This window comes from Streptomyces sp. NBC_01439, from assembly GCF_036227605.1.
Classification (GTDB): Bacteria; Actinomycetota; Actinomycetes; order Streptomycetales; family Streptomycetaceae; genus Streptomyces.
Genome location: NZ_CP109487.1, coordinates 2,757,803 through 2,781,332, shown reverse-complemented (window position 1 = coordinate 2,781,332; position 23,530 = coordinate 2,757,803). Strand labels below are relative to the sequence as shown.

The 23,530-nt window shown below is 72.8% G+C and carries 3 protein-coding genes; all 3 read left to right on the top strand.

The window, feature by feature from the left end:
- The first annotated feature begins 9 nt into the window (after positions 1 to 9).
- A complete protein-coding gene (locus OG207_RS12070; protein ID WP_329107575.1) occupies positions 10 to 1,308 on the top strand; it encodes a methylaspartate mutase in 1,299 nt (432 codons plus the stop codon).
- A 118-nt stretch (positions 1,309 to 1,426) separates the two neighbouring features.
- Positions 1,427 to 12,532, top strand: coding sequence for a type I polyketide synthase (locus tag OG207_RS12065; RefSeq protein WP_329098494.1), 11,106 nt, complete (start codon positions 1,427 to 1,429; stop codon positions 12,530 to 12,532).
- Between the two features lie 91 nt (positions 12,533 to 12,623).
- Positions 12,624 to 23,288 (top strand): type I polyketide synthase, encoded by a 10,665-nt coding sequence (locus OG207_RS12060; protein WP_329098491.1) that lies wholly within the window; start codon positions 12,624 to 12,626, stop codon positions 23,286 to 23,288.
- Positions 23,289 to 23,530: the final 242 nt, after the last annotated feature.

The window sequence follows — 23,530 nt, the reverse complement described above, 5'->3', positions numbered from 1 at the left end:
GCCACCACCGTGCAGGGCGCCCACTCGGACTTCGGCAGCTTCGTGCGCGCCGCGCACCGGGCGGGGCGCCTCGTGGTCCAGCCGCGGATGGGGTTCAGCGACCCGGCACAGATGCGCCGGGGTCTCGCGGCCACCAAGGGGGCCGACGCCACCACGGTCGGCACCCTCACCATCGACGCCTACACCCGGGTCGGCGACACCGCGGCCGTCGACGAGGCGCTGCGGCGGGGCACCGGCATCAACGGCTTCCCGATCGTCAACTACGGCGCGCACACGACCCGGGACATGCTCGACGGCATCCACGGCCCCGACTTCCCGGTACAGGTGAGGCACGGCTCGGCGAAGCCCTTCGACATCTTCGCCGCCACGGTCCGGGCCGGCCTCAGCGCCTCCGAGGGCGGCCCGGTCTCCTACTGCCTGCCGTACGGGCGCACCCCGCTCGACCAGTCGGTGCGCGAATGGGACCGCTCCACCCTCTTCCTCGCGCAACTGCGCGGCATGGGCGTGGACCCGCATCTGGAGACCTTCGGCGGATGCATGCTCGGCCAGCTCTGCCCGCCGAGCCTGCTGGTGGCGATCAGTGCCCTGGAGGCACTGTTCTTCTACCGGCACGGCATCCGCAGCATCTCCGTCAGCTACGCCCAACAGACCCACTTCGGTCAGGACATCGAGGCCGTCGCCGCGCTGCGGGCACTCTGCGCCGAGCTGCTGCCCGCCGCGACCTGGCACGTCGTGATCTACACCTACATGGGCGTGTACCCCACCACCGACGGCGGCTCCTACCGGCTGCTGGGGCAGGCCGCCCAACTGGCCGCCGCCACCGGGTCGGAGCGGATCATCGTGAAGACCGTCGCGGAATCCCGTCGCATCCCCACGATCGAGGAGAACATCGAGGCCCTCGAACACGCCACCAGGGCCGCCACGGCGTTCCCCGGTGGTGCACGGCCGGGGAATTCCACGGATTCCCAGGTGTACGCAGAGGCGCACGCACTCGTCGCCGCCGTGCTCGATCTCCACGACGACGTGGGGCAGGCCCTGATCCTCGCCTTCAAGCGCGGTCTTCTCGACGTTCCTTACTGCGTGCACCCCGACAACATGGGGCGCACCCGCAGCTATATCGACGACACCGGCAGGCTGCGCTGGGCGACGACCGGAGAACTGCCGATCGGGCACCTCGTGGAAAGCTCCGGCAACCGGCGGGTCACCTCGGGAGAACTCCTGGGCGCGCTCTCCTACGTATCGCACAAATTCGACACCGAAGCCATGGAGAAACCGCTCCCGACCAAGGGTTCGACCTCCCTCCGGTAGCACCCCCTTAGGGGGGCTTAGGGGTGTGGCCGCGAAGGCCACCGTAGTTAGCTTCGATACATATTCAGGCCCGAGATTCTGTCTGCCGGCGAGCTGGACGAGTAGTGGAGTACGCGGAATGAGCGAGTCCGAGAACTTGGTTTCCGAAACCGGCAGTGCGTCGGGCGAAGAGCGGAGCACCCCGGGGCAAAGCGCTCCGCTACAGAACGCCCTGACGCGCCGGCTGACGGCGCTCGAGCCGGCCGAGCAGCTGCGTGCCGCACTCCTCCTGGTGGGCGAGCATGCCCGTGCGGCCCTGCGGCACGCCGGGAAGGAGGTGCCCGCGGTCGACGCCGAACGCCCCTTCATGGAGCTGGGCTTCGACTCGCTGGCCGCCGTCGACCTGCACGCCCGCCTCACCGCGGCGACCGGCCTCGACCTGCCGGTCACCCTCGCCTTCGACCATCCCACCCCGAGCGCCCTCGCGTCCTTCCTGCGCGGCCGGGCGCTCGGCCTGACGGACGAGGTCGTCGCCCCCGAGCGGTCGGCGGCGGACGACGAGGACCCGATCGCGCTGATCGGCATCGGCTGCCGCTACCCGGCGGGCATCTCGTCCCCCGAGGACCTGTGGCGCCTGGTGCGGGACAACGGCGAGGTGCTCGCGGGCTTCCCCACCGACCGCGGCTGGGACATCGAGGGCATGTACGACCCCGACCCCGGCGTCCTCGGCAAGAGCTACGTGCGCGAAGGCGGATTCCTCGATGAGGCCACCCTCTTCGACGCGGACTTCTTCGGCATCAGCCCGCGCGAGGCGCTCGCCATGGACCCGCAGCAGCGCATGGTCCTGGAAACGGCCTGGGAAGCACTGGAGCGCACCGGCATCGACCCGGCCACCCTGCGCGGCGGCCGTACCGGCGTTTTCATCGGCGCCGAGGTGCACGAGTACGGTACGAGCGTCCTGGACGCCCCCGAGGGCCTCGACGGCTACCTGATGACCGGCAACGCGCCCAGCGCCATCTCGGGCCGGCTGTCCTACTTGATGGGCTTCGAGGGCCCCGCCATCACCCTGGACACCGCCTGCTCGGGCTCCCTGGTCTCCATGCACCTCGCGGCGAACTCCCTGCGCCAGGGCGAGAGTTCTCTCGCACTGGCCGGCGGCGTCACCGTCATGGGCAGCCCCGGCATGTTCAGCGCCTTCAGCCGCCAGCGCGGCCTGGCCGCCGACGCCCGCTGCAAGCCGTTCGCGGCGGCGGCCGACGGTACGGGCTTCGCCGAGGGCGTCGGAATCTTCATCCTGGAACGCCTCTCCGACGCCCGGCGCAACGGGCACCCCGTACTGGCCCTGATCCGCTCCACCGCGATCAACCAGGACGGCGCGAGCAACGGCCTCACCGCACCCAACGGCCCCTCGCAGCAGCGGCTCATCCGCCAGGCACTCGCCAACGCCGGACTCGTCCCCGCCGACATCGACGCCATGGAGGCGCACGGCACCGGCACCCGTCTCGGTGACCCCATCGAGGCCCAGGCCATCCTCGCGACGCTCGGCCAGGACCGGCCCGCCGACCGCCCCCTGCGGCTCGGCTCCGTCAAGTCCAACCTCGGGCACACCCAGGCCGCGGGCGGCGCCGCCAGCGTGATCAAGCTGGTCATGGCGATGAAGCACGAGACCCTCCCCAAGACGCTGCACGTGGACGCGCCGACCCCGCACGTGGACTGGTCCGCGGGCCGCGTCGAGCTGCTCACCGAGGCCATGCCGTGGGAACCCGCCGAAGGCAGCCCGCGCCGCGCCAGCGTCTCGGCGTTCGGCATCAGCGGCACCAACGCCCACCTCATCTTGGAGCAGGCGGCGCCGGAGGACCGGGAGCGGCCCGAACCGGCCGCCGGATCCGAACCGACCGGTACCGTCCGGCCCTGGGTGATCTCCGCGCGCAGCCCCGAGGCGCTGCGCGGCCAGGCACGGCGGCTGCACACCTTCGTCGCGGGACCGGCGGGCTCCGACGCCTCCGTCGCAGACGTCGGCCACTCGCTGGTCACCACCCGTACCGCCCACGACCACCGCGCCGTCGTCCTCGGCGAGGACCGCGAGACGCTGCTGAGCGCACTGGCCTCCGTCGCCGAGGGCGTCACCGTGCCCGGCGCCTTCGACGGCCGGACCACCGCGGGCCGCCTCGCCTTCCTCTTCACCGGCCAGGGCGCGCAGCGGGTGGCGATGGGCCGCGAACTGTACGACACCTTCCCGGTGTTCGCCGACGCACTTGACAACGCCTGCGACTACCTGGACATGCAGCTCGAACTTCCCCTGCAGGAGGTGCTGTTCGCCGAACCCGGCAGCGCGGAGGCAGCGCTGCTCGACCAGACCGTCTACACCCAGACCGCGTTGTTCGCCGTCGAGGTGGCGCTGTTCCGCCTCGTCGAGTCGTTCGGCGTACGGCCCGACTTCCTTGCTGGCCACTCGGTGGGCGAGATCGCCGCCGCGCACGTCGCCGGGGTCCTCTCACTGGAGGACGCCGCCGTCCTGGTGGCGGCCCGCGGCCGCCTGATGCAGGAACTGCCTGCCGGCGGAGTGATGTTCGCCGTCCGCGCCACTGAGGCGGACGTGACTCCGCTGCTCGCCGGGCGCGAGGACCGGGTCGGTCTGGCCGCCGTCAACGGCCCCGCCTCCCTGGTGATCTCCGGCGCCGGGGACGCGGTCGCCGAGGTCGTCGCCGAGCTCACCGCGCAAGGGCACAAGACCAAGCAGCTCACCGTCTCGCACGCCTTCCACTCACCGCTGATGGAGCCGATGCTCGACGAGTTCCGCAGGGTCGCCCAGGCGGTCGCCTACCGCGAACCGAAGATCGCCGTCGTCTCCAACGTCACCGGAGAGATCGCCGCCCCGGGTGAGCTGGGGGACCCGGAGTACTGGGTGCGGCACGTCCGTCAGGCGGTGCGCTTCGCCGACGGGATCCGCGCACTCGAAGCCGCCGGTGTCACGGCCTTCATCGAGCTGGGACCCGACGGCGTACTGACCGCTATGGCCCAGGGCTGCCTCCAGGACACCGAAGGCACCCTCCTCGCGCCCGTGCTGCGCAGGGACCGCACGGAGGAGCGCGAACTCCTCGGCGCCCTGGCGCAGGCGTACGTACGCGGCCACCACGTCGACTGGGAAACCCCGTTCGCCGGCACCGGCGCCCGCTGGGTCGAGCTGCCCACGTACGCCTTCCAGCGCCGCCGCTACTGGCTGGAGTCGTCCAGCGGCACCAGGGACGTCACCGGCGTCGGCCAGCTGGGCGTCGACCACCCCTTCCTCAGCGCGGGCGTCCTGCTCCCCGACTCCGACGGCGTGGTCCTCACCGGCCGGCTGTCTCTGCTCAGCCACCCCTGGCTCGCCGATCACACGATCACGGGCCGCGTCCTGCTGCCCGGCACCGCCTTCGTCGAGATGGCGGTGCGCGCGGGGGACCAGGTCGGCTACGAGACCCTGGAGGAACTGACCCTCCAGGCACCACTGGTGCTCCCGGAGTCCCGCGGCGTCGCGGTGCACGTACTGGTCGGCGCGGTGGGCGACGACCGGCGCCGCCCGCTCGCCGTGTATTCCCGCACCGAGGGCTCCCCGGTCGACGCGCCGTGGACCCTGCACGCGAGCGGCAGCCTCGCCCCGGCAGCGGCCGCCGCGCCGACCGCCGACCTCGGCGTCTGGCCGCCGCAGGGCGCCACCACGCTCGACGTCTCGGGCGCGTACGAGCGGATGGCGGGCCAGGGCTACGGCTACGGCCCCGTCTTCCAGGGGCTGAAAGCCGCCTGGCAGCGCGGCGACCAGGTGTTCGCCGAGATCGCGCTGCCCGCCGAAGAGCGCACCACGGCAGGCACGTTCGGACTGCACCCCGCCCTCCTGGACGCTGCGCTGCAGGCCTCGGACCTGGCCTTCACCGGTCAGGACCAGACGGACGAAGGCACCCTGCTGCCCTTCGCCTGGAACGACGTCACCCTGCACGCCGTCGGTGCGGACTCGCTGCGCGTGCAGATCACCGTCAGCAGCCGCGAGCAGTCCTCGCTGATCATCGCCGACGGTACGGGCCGTCCCGTGATGACCGTCGGCTCGGTGATCGCGCGCCCCGTATCGGCCGAGCAGATCGAATCGGCGCGCGGCGGCGCACAGCCGCTGTACCGGATGCAATGGACCGAGCTGCCCGGCGCGGACCTGGCCGCCCAGGGGCAGTGGGCCGTGACCGGCCCGCAGGCCGAGGCGTGGGCGGCGACGCTCGGCGCCGAAGCCGTCACCCTCTCCACGGTGACCGGCGCCGACGTGGTGCTGCTGTCACCGGGCCCGGCGGGCGAGGACTTCGAATCGGCACGGGCCGAGAGCGCCCGGGTCCTCGAAGCCCTGCAGACCTGGCTGGCCGAGGAGCGGTCCGACTCGGCGAAGCTGGTCGTGGTGACCCGCGACGCGGACCTGGCCGGCGCCGCCGTCTCCGGCCTGGTGCGCGCCGCACAGGACGAGAACCCCGGCCGCATCGTCATGGTCGCGGTCGACGGATCCGAGCTGTCGCTGCGGGCGCTGCCCGCCGCGCTGGCGGCGGGGGAGCCGGAACTGGCGGTACGCGAAGGGGTCGTCCTGGTGCCGAGGCTGGCCACGGCGCCGGCCGCTTCCGCCCCGGCGCCGGCCTTCGACGCGAGCGGAACGGTCCTGATCACCGGCGGTACGGGCGGACTGGGCAGCCTGGTGGCCCGGCACCTCGTCGCCGCACACGGCGTCCGCCACCTGCTGCTCGTCAGCCGCCGCGGTGAAGACGCCCCCGGAGTAGACGAACTCCGCACGGAACTCGCCGAGTCGGGCGCAACGAGCGTCACTGTCGAGGCCTGCGACCTCGCCGACCGGGACCGCCTCGCCGCCCTGCTGGCCCGGGTGCCCGCCGACCGCCCACTCACCGGGGTCGTCCACACGGCGGGCGTCGTCGACGACGGCATCCTCTCCTCCCTCACCGCCGCACGCCTGGACACCGTCCTGCGCCCGAAGGCGGAGGCGGCCTGGCACCTGCACGAACTGACCCGTGACCTCGGGCTCACCGCGTTCGTGCTCTTCTCGTCGATGTCCGGCACCCTGGACGGCGCCGGGCAGGGCAACTACGCGGCGGCCAACGCCTTCCTCGACGGTCTCGCGATCCGCCGCCGAGCCGCGGGACTGGCCGCGCACTCCCTGGTCTGGGGCCTGTGGGACAGCGGTACGGGCATGGGCAGCCGGCTCACCCGTACCGAGGTCGAGCGGCTGAACTCCTCCGGCATGGTCGGGCTCACGGCCGAGGAGAGCCTGGCCCTCTTCGACGAGGCACTCGGCGTGGACGAGCCCGTACTCGCACCGGTCAAGCTGGACCCGGCAGCTCTGCGGGCCCGCACCGAAGGGGTTCCCGCACTGCTGCGCGGCCTGGTCCGCGGCACCGGCCGGCGCACCGCCCAGGCGGGCGGCCGCTCCGGGGCGTCCCCCTCGCCGATCGCCCAGCGGCTCGCCGGTCTCTCCGCCGACGACCGCACCCGCACCCTCGTCGACCTGGTGCGCACCCATGTCGCCGAGGTCCTGCACCACGAGTCGGGCGTCGCCATCGACCCGAAGCGCGCCTTCACCGAGATCGGATTCGACTCGCTGTCGGCCGTGGAACTGCGCAACCGCCTCAACAAGGAGACCGGACTGCGGCTGCCCGCGACCCTCGTCTTCGACTACCCGACACCGCTGGCACTCGCCGACCACATCCGCGAGACGGTCGTGGGGGCCGAGGCGGACGTCGCGGTACCGGAGCCCGTCACCGTGCTGTCCGACGACGAACCGATCGCGATCGTGGGCATGAGCTGCCGCTTCCCGGGCGACGTGAACTCGCCGGAGGAGCTGTGGCGGCTCCTCGCCGAGGGCGGCGACGGCATCAGCGGGTTCCCGGAGAACCGGGGCTGGGACCTCCAGGGCATCTACGACCCGGAGCCCGGCAAACCCGGCAAGACCTACTCCAACGAGGGCGGCTTCCTGCACGACGCGGCCGACTTCGATGCCGAGTTCTTCGGCATCAGCCCGCGCGAGGCGCTGGCCACCGACCCGCAGCAGCGACTGCTCCTGGAAGCCTCCTGGGAGACCATCGAGCGGGCGGGCATCGACCCGGCCTCGCTCAAGGGCAGCAGGACCGGTGTCTTCGCCGGTGTGATGTACCACGACTACGCCTCGCGCCTCGGCGCGGTCCCGGAAGACCTGGAGACCTACCTGGGCAACGGCAGCCTCGGCAGCGTGGTCTCCGGCCGGGTGTCCTACGCGCTGGGGCTCGAAGGGCCCGCGGTCTCGGTGGACACCGCGTGCTCGTCCTCCCTGGTGGCCCTGCACTGGGCGGCGAACGCACTGCGCCGCGGCGAGTGCGACCTGGCCCTCGCGGGCGGCGTCACGGTCATGGCGACCCCGGAGACCTTCACCGACTTCGCCCGTCAGCGCGGTCTCGCCGCCGACGGCAGGATCAAGGCGTTCGCGGAGGCCGCGGACGGTACGGGTTGGGGCGAGGGCGTTGGTGTCCTTCTCGTGGAGCGTCTGTCGGACGCGCGGAGGAATGGTCATCAGGTGCTTGCGGTGGTTCGTGGTTCCGCTGTCAACCAGGACGGTGCGAGCAATGGTTTGACGGCTCCCAACGGTCCTTCGCAGCAGCGTGTGATTCGGGCTGCGTTGGCGAGTGCTGGTTTGCGGTTCTCGGATGTGGATGTGGTGGAGGCGCACGGTACGGGTACGACGTTGGGTGACCCGATCGAGGCGCAGGCGTTGCTTGCGACGTACGGGCAGGAGCGGGTGGCGGGTCGTCCGTTGTGGTTGGGTTCGGTGAAGTCGAACCTGGGGCACACGCAGGCTGCGGCGGGTGTGGCTGGTGTGATCAAGATGGTGCAGGCGTTGCGTCATGGTGTGATGCCCAGGACGTTGCACGTTGATGCTCCGTCGTCGCACGTGGACTGGTCGGCCGGTGATGTGGAGTTGTTGACGGAGGCCAGGCCGTGGGAGCGGGTGGAGGGTGTGCCCCGCCGGGCCGGTGTGTCGTCCTTCGGTATCAGTGGTACCAATGCGCACGTCATCATCGAGGAGGCCCCTCGGGAGGAGTCGGTCGAGGCTTCGGTGGAGGTCGGGCAGTGGCCCTCGGGCGTTCCCGTGCCGTGGGTGGTCTCCGGCAGCACCCCCGAGGCACTGCGCGCCCAAGCAGCACGACTGCACGAACACGTCGTCGACGGCGACCTGTCGCCGGCCGACGTGGGCTTCTCACTGGCCTCCACGCGAGCCGTACTCGACCACCGTGCGGTGGTGCTCGGCACGGACCGTGACGCACTGCTGGCGGGCCTCGCGGCCATCGCCGCTGGTGAGGCGGACGGCGAGCACGGTCCGCGCGCCGCGACCTCCGACGGGCAGACCGCCTTCCTGTTCACCGGCCAGGGCGCGCAGCGCCTCGGCATGGGCCACGAACTCGCCCGACGCTTCCCGGTGTTCGCAGCGGCGCTGGACAAGACCTACGCACTCCTGGACACCGGACTCGACCGCCCGCTCCGGGAGGTCGTCGCCGGTGAGCAGGACGGAGACCAGGGCGGTGACCAGGGCGGTGGCCAGCAGCTGCTGGACCAGACCGCGTACACCCAGGCCGCGCTGTTCGCGGTCGAGGTGGCGCTGTTCCGCCTCGTCGAGTCGTTCGGTCTGCGGCCGGACTTCCTGGCCGGCCACTCGGTGGGCGAGATCGCCGCCGCGCACGTCTCGGGGATCCTGTCCCTGGAGGACGCGTGCCGGCTGGTCGCCGCGCGGGGCCGGCTGATGCAGGCCCTGCCCGCCGGCGGAGTGATGGTGGCCGTGCGGGCCACCGAGGCGGACGTACTTCCCCTGCTGGACGGCCGCGAGGACCGGGTCGGCATCGCTGCCGTCAACGGGCCGCGGTCCGTGGTGATCTCCGGGGAGCAGGCCGCGGTCGCCGCCGTGGTCGCCGAGCTGGAGGACGCGGGGTTCGCCGCGAAGCAGCTGAACGTTTCGCACGCGTTCCACTCGCCGCTGATGGACCCGATGCTCGACGAATTCCGCCAGGTGGTTCAGGAGCTCGAATTCGGTGAGCCGCGCATCGCCGTGGTGTCCAACGTGACCGGACAGGTCGCGGACGCGGGAGAGCTGTCGGACCCGGAGTACTGGGTGCGGCACGTCCGTCAGGCGGTGCGCTTCGCCGACGGCATCCGCACGCTGGAAGCCGCGGGCGTCACGACCTTCGTCGAGCTGGGCCCCGACGGGGTGCTCTCCGCGATGGCCCAGGCCTCCCTGGCGGACACCGCGCTCCTGGTCCCGGTCTTGCGCAAGGACCGCGACGAGGCGAGCACCCTGCTGACCGCGCTGGCCCGGGCCTTCGAAGCCGGCACCGACGTGAACTGGCCGACGCTGTACGCCGGATCGGGTGCACGTCGCGTCGACCTGCCGACGTACGCCTTCCAGCGCGAGCGCTACTGGCTCGACGCGGTGGCCGCGGCGGGCGACGCGTCGACCCTCGGGCAGGTCGCCACCGCGCACCCGTTCTTGGGTGCAGCGGTCGAACTACCCGACTCCGAGGCCTACTTGCTCACCGGCCGGGTCGGTCTCGACACCCAGCCCTGGCTGGCCGACCACGCCGTCGCGGGCGCGGTCCTGCTGCCCGGTACGGCCTTCGTCGACATGGCGATCCGGGCCGGCACGTACACCGGCCACGGCTTCCTGGAGGAACTCACCCTCCAGGCGCCGCTGGTCCTCACCGAGCGCGGCGGGGCCCAGATACGGGTCAGCGTCGGCGACCCGGACGAGACCGGCCGGCTGCCCCTCTCCGTCTACTCGCGAACCGAGGACCTGGCCGGCGAGCGGCCGTGGCTGCTGCACGCCACCGGCACCCTCACCGACGCGCCGCCCACGCAGTCCGTCGGGTTCGGCGTGTGGCCGCCCAAGGGCGCCACGGCCGTCGGACTGGACGACCTCTACGCCGGACTCGCCGCCGACGGGCTCCAGTACGGCACCGTGTTCCAGGGCCTCAAGGCCGCCTGGCGACGCGGCTCCGAGGTGTTCGCCGAGGTGGCGCTCCCCGAGGAGGCGCACGGCGCCGCCGCCGCGTTCGGCCTGCACCCGGCACTCCTCGACGCCGCCCTGCACGCCACCGAGCTGCTCGACAACTCCCCGCGCGACACGAAGGGCGCCTCGCTGCCCTTCGCCTGGTCCGGCGTATCGCTGCTCACCCCCGGCGTCACCTCGCTGCGGGTCCGCGTCACCTCGTCGGCCCCCGACGAATCGTCCCTGACGATCACCGACAGCGCGGGCCTGCCCGTGATGACGGTCGCTTCCATGGCGGCCAGGCCGGTGTCGGTCGAGCAGATCGAGGCCGCACGCGGAGGCGGGACACGGCCGCCGTACCGTCTGGAGTGGACCGAGCACCCCCTCGACACCGCCCCCGCCGCGGGGCGTTGGGTCGTGGTCGGCACACAGGCGCAGGACTGGGCCTCGGCGCCGGCCGTCACGACGGCCACCGACCTGGGTGCGGTGACGGCCGCCGATGTGGTGCTGCTGCCCGCCGGTTCGGCCGCGAGCGGATTCCAGGCCGTACGGGCCGAAACCGGCCGGGTCCTGGAAGCGCTCCAGACCTGGCTGGCCGAGGAGCGGTTCGAGTCCGCGACGTTGGCCGTCGTGACCACCCGCGCGGTGTCCGCCGGCGGCTCGGGCACCGCCGACCTGGCCGGCGCCTCCGTCCGGGGCCTGGTGCGTTCGGCGCAGTTGGAGAACCCCGGCCGGATCGTCCTGGTCGACCTCGACGGATCCGAGCTGTCGCTGCGGGCGCTGCCCGCCGCACTGGCGACGGGCGAGCCCGAGCTGGCACTGCGCGAAGGCGCGTTCCTCGTCCCCCGGCTCGCCGCGACGGCCGCCGCCGACCCGGTGGAGTTCGACACGGACGGAACGGTCCTGATCACCGGCGGTACGGGCGGACTGGGCAGCCTGGTGGCCCGGCACCTCGTCGCCGCGCACGGCGTACAGCACCTGCTGCTCGTCAGCCGTCGCGGTGAAGACGCCCCCGGCGTCGATGAGCTCCGCGAGGAGCTCGCCGACTCGGGTGCCAAGAGCATCACCGTCGCGGCGTGCGACACCGGAGACCGCGACGCCCTCGCCGCGCTCCTGAAGGCAGTCCCGGCCGAACATCCGCTCACCGGCGTCGTGCACACCGCCGGAGTGGTGGACGACGGAACGATCCCGGCTCTCACCGCCGGACGGCTGGACACCGTACTGCGGCCCAAGGCGGACGCGGCCTGGCACCTGCACGAGCTGACCGCCGACCTGGACCTGAGCGCCTTCGTCCTGTTCTCCTCGGTCGCGGGCACCCTGGACGGTGCCGGGCAGGGCAACTACGCCGCCGCCAACTCCTTCCTCGACGCCCTCGCACGACAGCGCAGAGAAGCTGGCCTGGCCGGGCTCTCGCTGGCCTGGGGCCTGTGGGACAGCGGCACGGGCATGGGCAGCCGCCTCACCCGCACCGACGTCAAGCGCCTCAACTCCGGCGGCCTCGTGGGGCTTTCCGCCGAGGACAGCCTGGCGCTGCTCGACGCCGCGCTGGGCTCGGACGAACCGTTCCTGGTACCGGTCCGGCTGGACCCGGCAGCACTGCGGGCCCGCCCCGACGGCGTCCCCGCCCTGTTGCGCGGCCTGGTCGCCGCGCCCGCCGCCCGGGCACCCCGGGCCGTGCAGGCCACGGCCGAACCGCTCGCCGGAGAGACGCTGGAGGAGCAGTTGGCCGGACTCTCCCAGGACGAACAGCTGCGTCTGCTGCAGAGCCTGATCTGCGCCCATGTCGCCGCCGTACTCGGCCACTCCTCCGCGGCCCTGGTGGATCCGGCCCGCTCGTTCCAGGAAGTGGGCTTCGACTCGCTCACCGCCATCGAGCTCCGCAACCGGCTCAACAAGGCGACGGGCCAGCGGCTGCCGGCGACGCTCATCTTCGACTACCCGAGCCCCGTGGCCCTCTCGAAGCACCTCCTGGAGGAACTGCTCCCGGACAATACCGCGGCCCCGACGGAGGTCCCCGACGAGGAGGCCTTCCGCAGGACGCTCGGCGCCATTCCGCTCGACCGCATCCGCGAGGCCGGGCTGTTGGACGCCCTGCTCGCGCTGGTCGGCACGGACGAGGCGGTCGCCGCCGGGCCGCAGGAGGACCGGAGCGACACGATCATGGCGATGGACATCGAGGCCCTCATGGCCGAGGCCGCCAAGCGCAGCGACTCCGAGTGACCACTGAGGAATCCGGTGACCGAGGAATCCGAACGGCCGGGGAACGCGATGACTGGGGAATCCGAGTGACCGAGGAAGGCGAAAAGTAACCGTGGGTACTTCTGTCGAGCAGATCGCAGAGGCGTTGCGCACGTCTCTCCTGGAGAACGAACGGTTGCGCCAGCGCCACGACCAGGCCGTCGCCGCCGCCAACGAGCCGATCGCCATCGTCGGCATGAGCTGCCGTTTTCCCGGCGGTGTGGAGAACCCCGAGGACTTGTGGAACCTGGTCGCGCAGGGCCGGGACGCCATCACCGGCTTCCCGGACGACCGCGGCTGGGACCTCGCCGGAATCTTCGACGAGGACGCGTCGCGCTCCGGCAAGACCTACGCCAAGGAGGGCGGGTTCCTGCACGAAGCACCGCTGTTCGACGCGTCCTTCTTCAGCATGAGCCCGCACGAGGCGTCCGCCACCGACCCCCAGCAGCGGGCCGTCCTGGAGGCGTCGTGGGAGGCGTTCGAGGACGCCGGAATCGATCTGCGCACCCTGCGCGGCAGCCTCACCTCCGCGTTCGTCGGAGTGATGGCCGCGGACTACCACGCCAAGCCGGGCACGGTCGCCGAGGGCGCCGAGGGCTTCCTCGTCGTCGGCACCGACAGCAGCGTGGTCTCGGGCCGCGTCTCGTACTCCCTCGGGCTCGAGGGTCAGGCGGTGTCGATCGACACCGCCTGCTCGTCCTCCCTGGTGGCGCTGCACCTGGCGAGCCAGTCGCTGCGCCAGGGCACTTCCACGCTCGCCCTGGCCGGCGGCGTGACCGTGATGTCGACACCGCGCACCTTCGTGGAGTTCAGCAGACAGCGCGGCCTCGCCCCGGACGGCCGCTGCAAGTCCTTCGCGGAGTCCGCAGACGGCACCGGCTGGGCCGAGGGCGTCGGCATGCTCGTACTGGAGCGGCTCTCCGACGCGCGCAGGAACGGCCACCGCGTCCTTGCCGTCGTACGTGGCTCCGCCCTCAACCAGGACGGCGCGAGCAACGGCCTGACCGCGCCCAACGGTCCCGCCCAGCAGCGCGTCATCCGGGCGGCCCTGGCCAACGCCAGGCTGTCCGCCGCCGAGGTCGACGCGGTGGAGGCGCACGGCACCGGCACCCGGCTCGGCGACCCCATCGAGGCGCAGGCGCTCCTGGCGACGTACGGCCAGGAGCGCCCCGCAGGCCGCCCGCTGCGGCTGGGCTCCATCAAGTCCAACATGGGCCACACCCAGGCGGCCGCCGGAGCCGCGGGCATCATCAAAATGGTGCAGGCCATGCGGCACGGCGTACTGCCCAGGACCCTGCACGTGGACGCGCCGAGCTCCCAGGTGGACTGGGCGGCGGGTGAGGTCGAGCTGCTCACCGAGGCGCTGCCCTGGGACACGGTCGACGGAGCGCCGCGCCGCGCGGGCATCTCGTCCTTCGGCATCAGCGGTACCAACGCCCACGTCATCATCGAGGAGGCGCCGCCCACCGAACCGGTGGCGGACGCCCCCGCGGAGCCGACCGGCACCGCCCTGCCCCACCTCCTGTCGGCCGCGAGCGAACCCGCGCTGCGCGCCCAGGCACAGCGCCTCCTGCGCCGCATCGAGGGCGACGCGCCGCCGCGCCCGCTGGACGTGGCGTACTCGCTGGCGACCTCGCGCACCCACCTGGAGCACCGCGCGGCACTGACCGCGTCCGACCGGGAGGGCACACTGGCTGCGCTGCGTGCGCTCGCCGCCGGTGAACCCGCCGCCGCTCTGGTGCGCGGCGCGGCAACGGGCGAACCCCGTACGGTCCTCGTTCTCCCGGGAGACGCAACACACTGGCACGACACCGCAGTCGCATGGCTGGACACCTCACCGGCCTTCACGGAGACCTTCCGTGAGAGCGCCGCCGCGCTGGGCGCCCACACGGGCTGGGACCTGCTCGCCGTGGTCCGCAATGAGCCGGGCGCCCCGGCACCGGAGCGCCCGGACGTGGCGCGGGCCGGCCTGTTCGCGGTGCTGGTCTCGCTCGCGGCCCTGTGGCGCGCGTACGGAGTGAGGCCCGCCGCCGTACTCGGGCAGGGCAGCGGAGAGATCGCCGCGGCCCAGGTCGCCGGGGCGCTGTCCCTGACCGACGCGGCCCGCGTCGCAGCCGGCACTCCCACGGGCGTCGACCCCCGACCGACCCGGATCCCCCTCTACTCGGCGGCGACCGGCGCGGCCCTGGACGGCTCGGCACTCGACGCCGCGTACTGGACCGCGGACCCGGACGGCGCCAGGGACGACGAAGACACGGACGCGGTGGCCCGCGCCCTCCTGGAGACCGGCCACACGGTCTTCCTCACGGCCGGCGTCCACCCGGCGCTCTCGGACAGCATCCGCAACGACGCACCCGAGGCGGGCGCACCCGCCGTGGTCATCGACGGCCCCGGAGCGCGCGACAACGGCCCCGGGGCGCTCGCCGGAGCGCTCGGCGAGGCCCATGTGCACGGCGTCCCGGTGGACTGGGCGGCCTTCTTCGAGGGCCGGGGCGCCCATCGCGTCGATCTGCCCACGTACGCCTTCCAGCACAAGCGGCACTGGCCCGAAGCCCTCCTGGAGACGGGCAACGCCGCCTCGCTGGGCCTGAGTGCCGCGGACCACCCCCTGCTCGGTGCGGCGATCGCCCTGGCCCACGCCGACGAAGCGGTGCTCACCGGCCGCGTCGGTCTCGACACTCAGCCCTGGCTGGCCGACCACGCGGCCGGTGGCACGGTCCTGCTGCCCGGCACCGCGTTCGTCGAGATGGCCATACGAGCGGGCGACCAGGTCGGCTGCGGCCGGCTCGACGATCTGACGCTGACCGCGCCGCTGGTGCTCCCCGAGCACGGTGGCGTCCAGGTCCAGGTGTCGGTCGGCGCACCCGGTGACGACGGCAGGCGCCCGGTCCACGTGTACGCGCGCCCGGACGACCGGAGCGCGGACGGCGGCCCGGACGCGCCCTGGACCGTGCACGCCGCGGGCAGCCTCGTACCCGAGCAGCACGCGGCCGCGTTCGACCTGACGGCGTGGCCGCCGAAGGGCGCCGCCGCCGTCGACGTGTCCGGCGAGTACGCACGGATGGCTCGCGAGGGCTACGGCTACGGGCCCGTCTTCCAGGGCCTGCGCGCCGCGTGGAAGCGCGGCGACGACGTCTTCGCCGAGATCGCGCTGCCCGAGGACGCGCAGGACCAGGCGGGCCGCTTCGGCCTGCACCCCGCGCTCCTCGACGCGGCCCTGCACGCCGCCGGACTCGGCGACCGCGCCGCGTCGGACCCGGGGGAGGGGAGCATCCGGCTGCCCTTCGCCTGGAGCGGGGTGTCCCTGTACGCGACGGGCGCCACCGCACTGCGGGTGCGCCTCGCTCCCGACGGCCAGGAAGCCGTGTCGCTGGAGATCGCCGACGCCACCGGCGCTCCCGTCGCGTCCGTGGAGTCCCTGGCACTGCGCACCATCACCGCCGAACAACTCGCCGCCGCCTCGACCGCGACCCACGACGCCCTGTTCCGGCTGGACTGGATTCCGGCCGTGAACGGCGGACCGGTCCGGGACACCGGCCGCTGGGCCGTACTCGGCGACGACACCGACGGCCTCGTCGAGGCGCTGCGCGCGGCGGGCGGACGGGCCGAACACCATGCGGACCTGGCCGCGCTGGCCGCCGCGGCGGGCACGCCCGCGGACGTGGTGGTGCTCGCCGCGGGCACCACCGGCACCCGTCCCGCGGCCACCACGGACACCCACCCCGACGCCGTGCGCGGTGAAGTGCTGCGGGTCCTCCAGTTCCTGCAAGCCTGGTTGTCGGACGAGCGGTTCGCCTCGGCGACCCTGGTCGTCGTCACCAGGCAGGGGGACCTGGCGGGCGCCGCCGTGACCGGCCTGGTGCGCTCGGCGCAGGAGGAGGATCCGGGCAGGATCGTCCTGGTCCACGTGGACACCCTTCCCGACCAACTGCCCTCGGTTCGCGCCGCCGTTGCCTCCGGCGAGCCCGAGACGTCCGTCCGCGCCGGCGCCGTCCTCGTACCGCGCTTGGCCCGCGTCCCCCAACTCCCCGCCCAGACCTCGGACTCGGCGCCGGTCTGGGACGCGGAAGGCACCGTCCTGATCACGGGTGCGACCGGCGGCCTGGGCGCGCTCTTCGCCCGCCACCTCGTCGCCGCACACGGCGTACGGCACCTGCTGCTCGTCAGCCGGCGGGGGGAGAACGCCCCGGGGGCCGCCGAGCTCCGCGCGGAACTGGCCGAGGCGGGTGCCGACAGCGTCACCTTCGCCGCCTGCGACGTCACCGACCGGGCCGCGCTGGCGAAACTGCTGGAGGCCGTCCCCGCGGCGCACGCGCTGACCGGCGTCGTGCACGCGGCCGGTGTCCTCGACGACGGCACGATCCCCGCCCTCACCCCGGACCGCCTCGACACCGTCCTGCGGCCCAAGATCGACGCGGCCTGGCACCTGCACGAGCTGACCCGCGAACTGAACCTGAGCGCCTTCGTCCTGTTCTCCTCCGTGGCGGGCACCCTGGACGGTGCAGGACAGGGCAACTACGCCGCGGCCAACGCCTACTTGGACGCCCTGGCGGCAGACCGTCGTTCCCAGGGCCTCGCCGGGGTCTCGCTGGCCTGGGGCCTGTGGGACGGCAGTACGGGCATGGGCAGCCGCCTCACCCGGACCGACCTCGACCGGATGGCCGAGGCGGGCGTCCTCGCCCTCTCACCCGACGAAGGCACCGGGCTCTTCGACGCCGCGCTGGCCGCCGACGAAGCCGTACTGCTCCCCGCGCGCTGGGACTTCGCCGCCCTGCAGCGCGCCTCCGGACAGCCCGCGGCCATGCTGCGCGGCCTGGTCCACACCCCGGCACGCCGCTCGGCGGCCGGCGGCCCGGCCGCGGGTACCGGCACGCTCCAGGAGCGGTTGACGCGGATGCCGGACGAGGAGCGCGACGCACACCTGCTCGACCTGGTACGCACCCAGGTCGCGGGCGTTCTCGGCCACGACGCCAAGGACTCCGTGGAGCCGCAACGCGCGTTCAAGGAACTGGGCTTCGACTCGCTCTCCGCGGTCGGGCTGCGCAATCGGCTCCAGAAGGAGACCGGACTGCGGCTGCCCGCGACCCTCGTCTTCGACTACCCCGCGTCCGACGTCCTCGCCCGGTTCCTGAAGACCGAACTCGTCGGGGACGAGGAGAGCACCGTCGAGGCCTCCGCCGCCGGGGTCGGCCCGGCCGCGGCCCTCTCGTACGACGAACCGATCGCGATCGTGGGCATGAGCTGCCGGTTCCCCGGCGACGTGCAGTCGCCGGAGAACCTGTGGGACCTGCTCGTCGCCGGCCGCGACGGCATCACCGATTTCCCCACCGACCGCGGCTGGGACACCGAAGGGCTCTACGATCCTGAGCCCGGCAAGATCGGCAAGACCCTCACCAGGTCGGGCGGCTTCCTGCACGACGCGGCCGACTTCGATGCCGAGTTCTTCGGCATCAGCCCGCGCGAGGCGCTGGCCACCGACCCGCAGCAGCGACTGCTCCTGGAAGCCTCCTGGGAAGCCATCGAGCGGGCGGGCATCGACCCGGCCTCGCTCAAGGGCAGCAGGACCGGTGTCTTCGCCGGCGTGATGTACCACGACTACGCCTCGCGCCTCGGCGCGGTCCCCGACGACGTCAGCGGATACCTGGGCAACGGCACGCTCGGCAGCGTGGTCTCCGGCCGGGTGTCCTACGCGCTGGGACTCGAAGGGCCCGCGGTCTCGGTGGACACCGCGTGCTCGTCCTCCCTGGTGGCCCTGCACTGGGCCATCCAGGCGCTGCGCCAGGGCGAGTGCAGCCTCGCGCTCGCCGGTGGCGTGACCGTGATGGCCACCCCCGAGACGTTCGTGGACTTCACCCGTCAGCGCGGTCTCGCCGCCGACGGCCGCTGCAAGCCGTTCGCGGACGCGGCCGACGGTACGGGTTGGGGCGAGGGTGTCGGTGTCCTTCTCGTGGAGCGTCTGTCGGACGCGCGGAGGAATGGTCATCAGGTGCTTGCGGTGGTTCGTGGTTCCGCTGTCAACCAGGACGGTGCGAGCAATGGTTTGACGGCTCCCAACGGTCCTTCGCAGCAGCGTGTGATTCGGGCTGCGTTGGCGAGTGCTGGTTTGCGGTTCTCGGATGTGGATGTGGTGGAGGCGCACGGTACGGGTACGACGTTGGGTGACCCGATCGAGGCGCAGGCGTTGCTTGCGACGTACGGGCAGGAGCGGGTGGCGGGTCGTCCGTTGTGGTTGGGTTCGGTGAAGTCGAACCTGGGGCACACGCAGGCTGCGGCGGGTGTGGCTGGTGTGATCAAGATGGTGCAGGCGTTGCGTCATGGTGTGATGCCCAGGACGTTGCACGTTGATGCTCCGTCGTCGCACGTGGACTGGTCGGCCGGTGATGTGGAGTTGTTGACGGAGGCCAGGCCGTGGGAGCGGGTGGAGGGTGTGCCCCGCCGGGCCGGTGTGTCGTCCTTCGGTATCAGTGGTACCAATGCGCACGTCATCATCGAGGAGGCCCCTCGGGAGGAGTCGGTCGAGGCTTCGGTGGAGGTCGGGCAGTGGCCCTCGGGCGTTCCCGTGCCGTGGGTGGTCTCCGGCAGCACCCCCGAGGCACTGCGCGCCCAAGCAGCGCGACTGCACGCGTTCACGACCGCCCACCCGGACCTGGGCCTCGCCGACGTCGCCCACGCGGCCCTGACGACCCGTACCTCGCACACGCGCCGCGCCGTCGTCCTCGCGGACGGCCGGGACGCGTTCCTGAACGGCCTTGCCTCCCTTGCCGACGGCGCGACGGCGCCCGATGTGCTCACGGGCCGCGCCGGAACCGGCCGGTTCGCGTTCCTGTTCACCGGCCAGGGCAGCCAACGAGCCGGTATGGGCCGTGAACTCGTCGCCCAGTACCCGGTGTTCGCACAGGCGCTGGACGCAGTGTGCGATCAGTTCACCGGTCGGCTCGAACGCCCGCTACGTGACGTGATCCTCGGTGACCAGAGCGGTGACCAGGACCTGCTGAACCAGACCGCGTACACCCAGGCCGCGCTGTTCGCGGTCGAGGTGGCGCTGTTCCGCCTCGTCGAGTCGTTCGGTCTGCGGCCGGACTTCCTGGCCGGCCACTCGGTGGGCGAGATCGCCGCCGCGCACGTCTCCGGCGTTCTCACCTTGGAGGATGCCGCCACCCTGGTGGCGGCCCGGGGCCGGCTGATGCAAGCCCTGCCCACCGGCGGAGTGATGCTCGCCGTACGAGCCGCCGAAGCCGACGTGCTCCCGCTGCTCACCGGCCGGGAGAGCAGGGTCGGCATCGCAGCTGTCAACGGACCGCGTTCCGTGGTGATCTCGGGTTCCGAAGCGGCCGTGGACGACATCGCGGCGAAACTCGCCGACCGGGGGATCGCGGCCAAGCGACTGACCGTCTCGCACGCCTTCCACTCGCCGTTGATGGACCCGATGCTGGACGAGTTCCGGCAGGTGGTGCGGCAGATCGAATTCGCCGAGCCGCGCATCGCCGTGGTCTCGAACCTGACCGGCCGGATCGCCGGGGCGGGAGAGCTGTCGGACCCGGAGTACTGGGTGCGGCACGTCCGCAGGCCCGTGCGATTCGCCGACGGCATCCGCGCGCTCGAAGCCGCGGGCGTCTCGACCTTCGTCGAGTTGGGTCCCGACGGCGTACTGTCCGGGATGGCCGAGTCGACTCTGGAGAACCCGGAAGCGGCCCTTCTCGTACCGGCCCTGCGCAAGGACCGCCCGGAGATCCGCACACTGCTCGCGGCCGTCGCCGCGGCGTACGTCCGGGGCCAGGAGCTGGACGCCCCGGCCCTGTTGGCGGGCGCGGGCACCCGCCGGGTGGATCTGCCGACGTACGCCTTCCAGCGCGAGCGCTACTGGCTGGACTCGGCACCCGTGCTCGGTGACGTTTCCGCACTGGGTCTTGATCCGACCGCGCACCCGATGCTCAGCGCGGCCGTCGAACTACCCGAATCCGACGGGGTGGTGCTCACCGGACGGCTGTCCCTGGACACCCAGCCGTGGCTCGCCGACCACGTGGTGGCCGGTACGGTCCTGCTGCCCGGTACCGCGTTCGTCGAGATGGCGATACGGGCGGGCGACCAGACCGGCAGCGGCAGTCTGGACGAGTTGACGCTGACCGCGCCGCTGGCGCTGCCCGAACGGGGCGGCGTCCAGGTCCAGGTTTCGGTCGGCGCTCCAGGTGACACGGGAGCGCGACCGGTACAGGTGTACTCGCGGCCGGACGGCGAGTCCACGGACGGCGGCGCGGAAGCCAAGTGGACGGTCCACGCGACCGGCACGCTCCTGCCGGAGCAGCCCGCCTTCGACCTGCCGTTCGATCCGACGGACTGGCCGCCGAAGGGGGCGGACCGCCTCCCCGTCGAGGGCGTCTACGCGGATCTGGCTGCGCAGGGGTACGGATACGGCCCGGTGTTCCAGGGGTTGCGGGCCGCCTGGAAGCGCGGCGACGAGGTCTTCGCCGAGGTCGCCCTGCCCGAGGAGGCACACGCGGACGGCGCGGCGTTCGGCCTGCATCCCGCCCTCCTCGACGCCGCGTTGCACGCGACGCTCATCGGCGACGCCGACAGCACCGACGACTCCGCCGGGCCGCGGCTCCCCTTCTCCTGGAACGGCGTCACCCTGTACTCCACCGGGGCGGCTGCACTGCGGGTCCGCGTGCACGCCTTCGGACCCGAGAGCATCACCGTCGATGTGGCGGACGAGACCGGCAGTCCGGTCGCCTCGGTACGTTCGCTGGTGGCCCGTGCGGTGCCGGCCGAGCAGCTCAGGGCCGGTCAGGACGCCGCGACCGGCTCGCTCTACCTGCTGAACTGGACCGAAGCCGCGACCCCCGCCCCCACTCCGAACGTTCGATGGGCCGTTCTGGGTGGGGAAGGCTCCGCCGCGGCGACGGCACTCGGCGCGGGCACCCCGGTCCACGCCGACCTCGCGGCACTCCTCGCGGAACGCGCGGTGCCCGACGTGGTGGTGCTCGACGAAAGGACGGCCGTCTCCACCGAGGGCCCGGCCGGCCTCGCGGACGCGGCCAAGTCCGCCGCCCGTCGGACCCTGACGGTGTTCCGGGACTGGATCGCAGAAGACCGGCTCGCCGGATCCCGACTGGTGGTCCTCACCGAGGGCGCGGTCGCCGCATCCGACGGCGATGCGGTCCCGGGCCTGGACCGGGCCCCGCTGTGGGGGCTGGTCCGCTCGGCGCAGGCCGAGTATCCGGAACGGTTCGCCCTGGTCGACACCGACGGCACGGACGACTCGTACCGGGCACTGCCCGCGGCAGTGGCCCTGGCCGAACCCGAAGTGGCGGTCCGCGGGGGCTCCCTGCTGACACCACGACTGGTCCGGGCTCCGCAACCGACCGCCGAGGGTGGGGCGCCGGGATCCGGCTGGGACCCGGAGGGCACGGTCCTGATCACCGGCGGGACCGGCGCGTTGGGCAGCGTGGTGGCCCGACACCTGGTGTCCGAGCACGGCGTGCAGCACCTGCTGCTCGTCAGCCGCAGGGGCGAGAGCGCACCGGGAGTCGACGAACTCTGCGCCGCACTGGGCGATTCGGGCGCCAAGAGCGTCACCGTGGCCGCCTGCGACGTCACCGACAGGGCGGCACTGGTCACCCTGCTGAAGGGCATCCCCGAGGAGCACCCACTGACGGGCGTGCTGCACACCGCGGGCGTACTCGACGACGCCACCCTCGCGTCCCTCACCCCCGAGCGGCTGGACGGTGTCCTGCGTCCGAAGGTCGACGCGGCCGTCAACCTGCACGAACTGACCGCCGGGCGGCCGCTGTCGGCCTTCGTCCTCTTCTCTTCGCTCGCCGGGACCATGGGCAGTGCGGGGCAGGGGAACTACGCCGCGGCCAACTCCTTCCTGGACTCCCTGGCCCAGCGGCGCCGGGCGGCCGGTCTGCCCGGTGTGTCCCTGGCCTGGGGCCTGTGGGAATCCAGTGACGGCATGGGCGACGCCCTGGCCGCCGTCGACCAGCAGCGGATGGCCCGCTCCGGCATCTCGGCACTGACGGTGGCGGACGGCCTGGAGCTGTTCGACGCGGCGCTGCGTTCGGAACGGGCCACCCTGCTGCCGGTGCGTCTCGATACGGCCCCGATCCGGGCCCACGCCGCGGTGGACGGGGTGCCGCCGCTGCTGCGTGACCTGGTCAGGCCGCCGGCCCGACGGGGCCGCCGGGCCGGCGCCGCTGCCGAGACCGGTCGTGGGTCCGAGGCGCTGTCCGAGCAGCTCGCGGGAGTGTCGACCGAGGAGCAGCTGCGGCTGCTGGTCGCTCTGGTGCGCACTCATGTGGCGGGCGTACTCGGCCACGCGGGCCCAGACGCCATCGACGCGGACCGCGGCTTCTCGGAGCTCGGCTTCGACTCGCTGGCCGCCGTGGAGTTGCGCAACCGCCTCGGGTCGGCCTGCGGCCTGCGGCTGCCGTCGACGCTGATCTACGACCACCCGACGTCGACGGCAATGGCCGCACATCTCCACGGTGTGCTGGTGGTGGAGGAGAAGGCGCCCTCCTTGGAGGACGAACTGGCCCGGCTGGAGAGCATCCTGGGCTCGGCGGTCCCGGTCGGCGGTGAGCACGCCAGGATCGCGGCCCGACTGCGGGCCCTGACCTCCCGATGGGTCGAGAGCTCGGGCCCCGCCCCGGACGCCGAGGCCGGCGCCGCGAGTCTGGATTCCGCCTCGGCGGACGAGATCTTCGGCATCCTCGACGAGGAGCTGGGCCTCTCCGACTGATCCCGCCCCACCGAAATCCCCCCTCCGGTGCGCCGGGCCGAGCAAGACGGCCCGGCGCACCGCCGTGTGCGAGGTCGTGTGCGAGGCGGAACGGCCCCGCGCGCAGCTGTGCGCGGGGCGACACGGACGGTTCGTGGGCCGAGGGGCGCGGGCCCTGAGCACGAGGAGCACACGTACGCGCACCTACGGGCCTACGGGCCTACGGACCTACGTACCCGCACATGGATGAGTGCCGCCCCGCG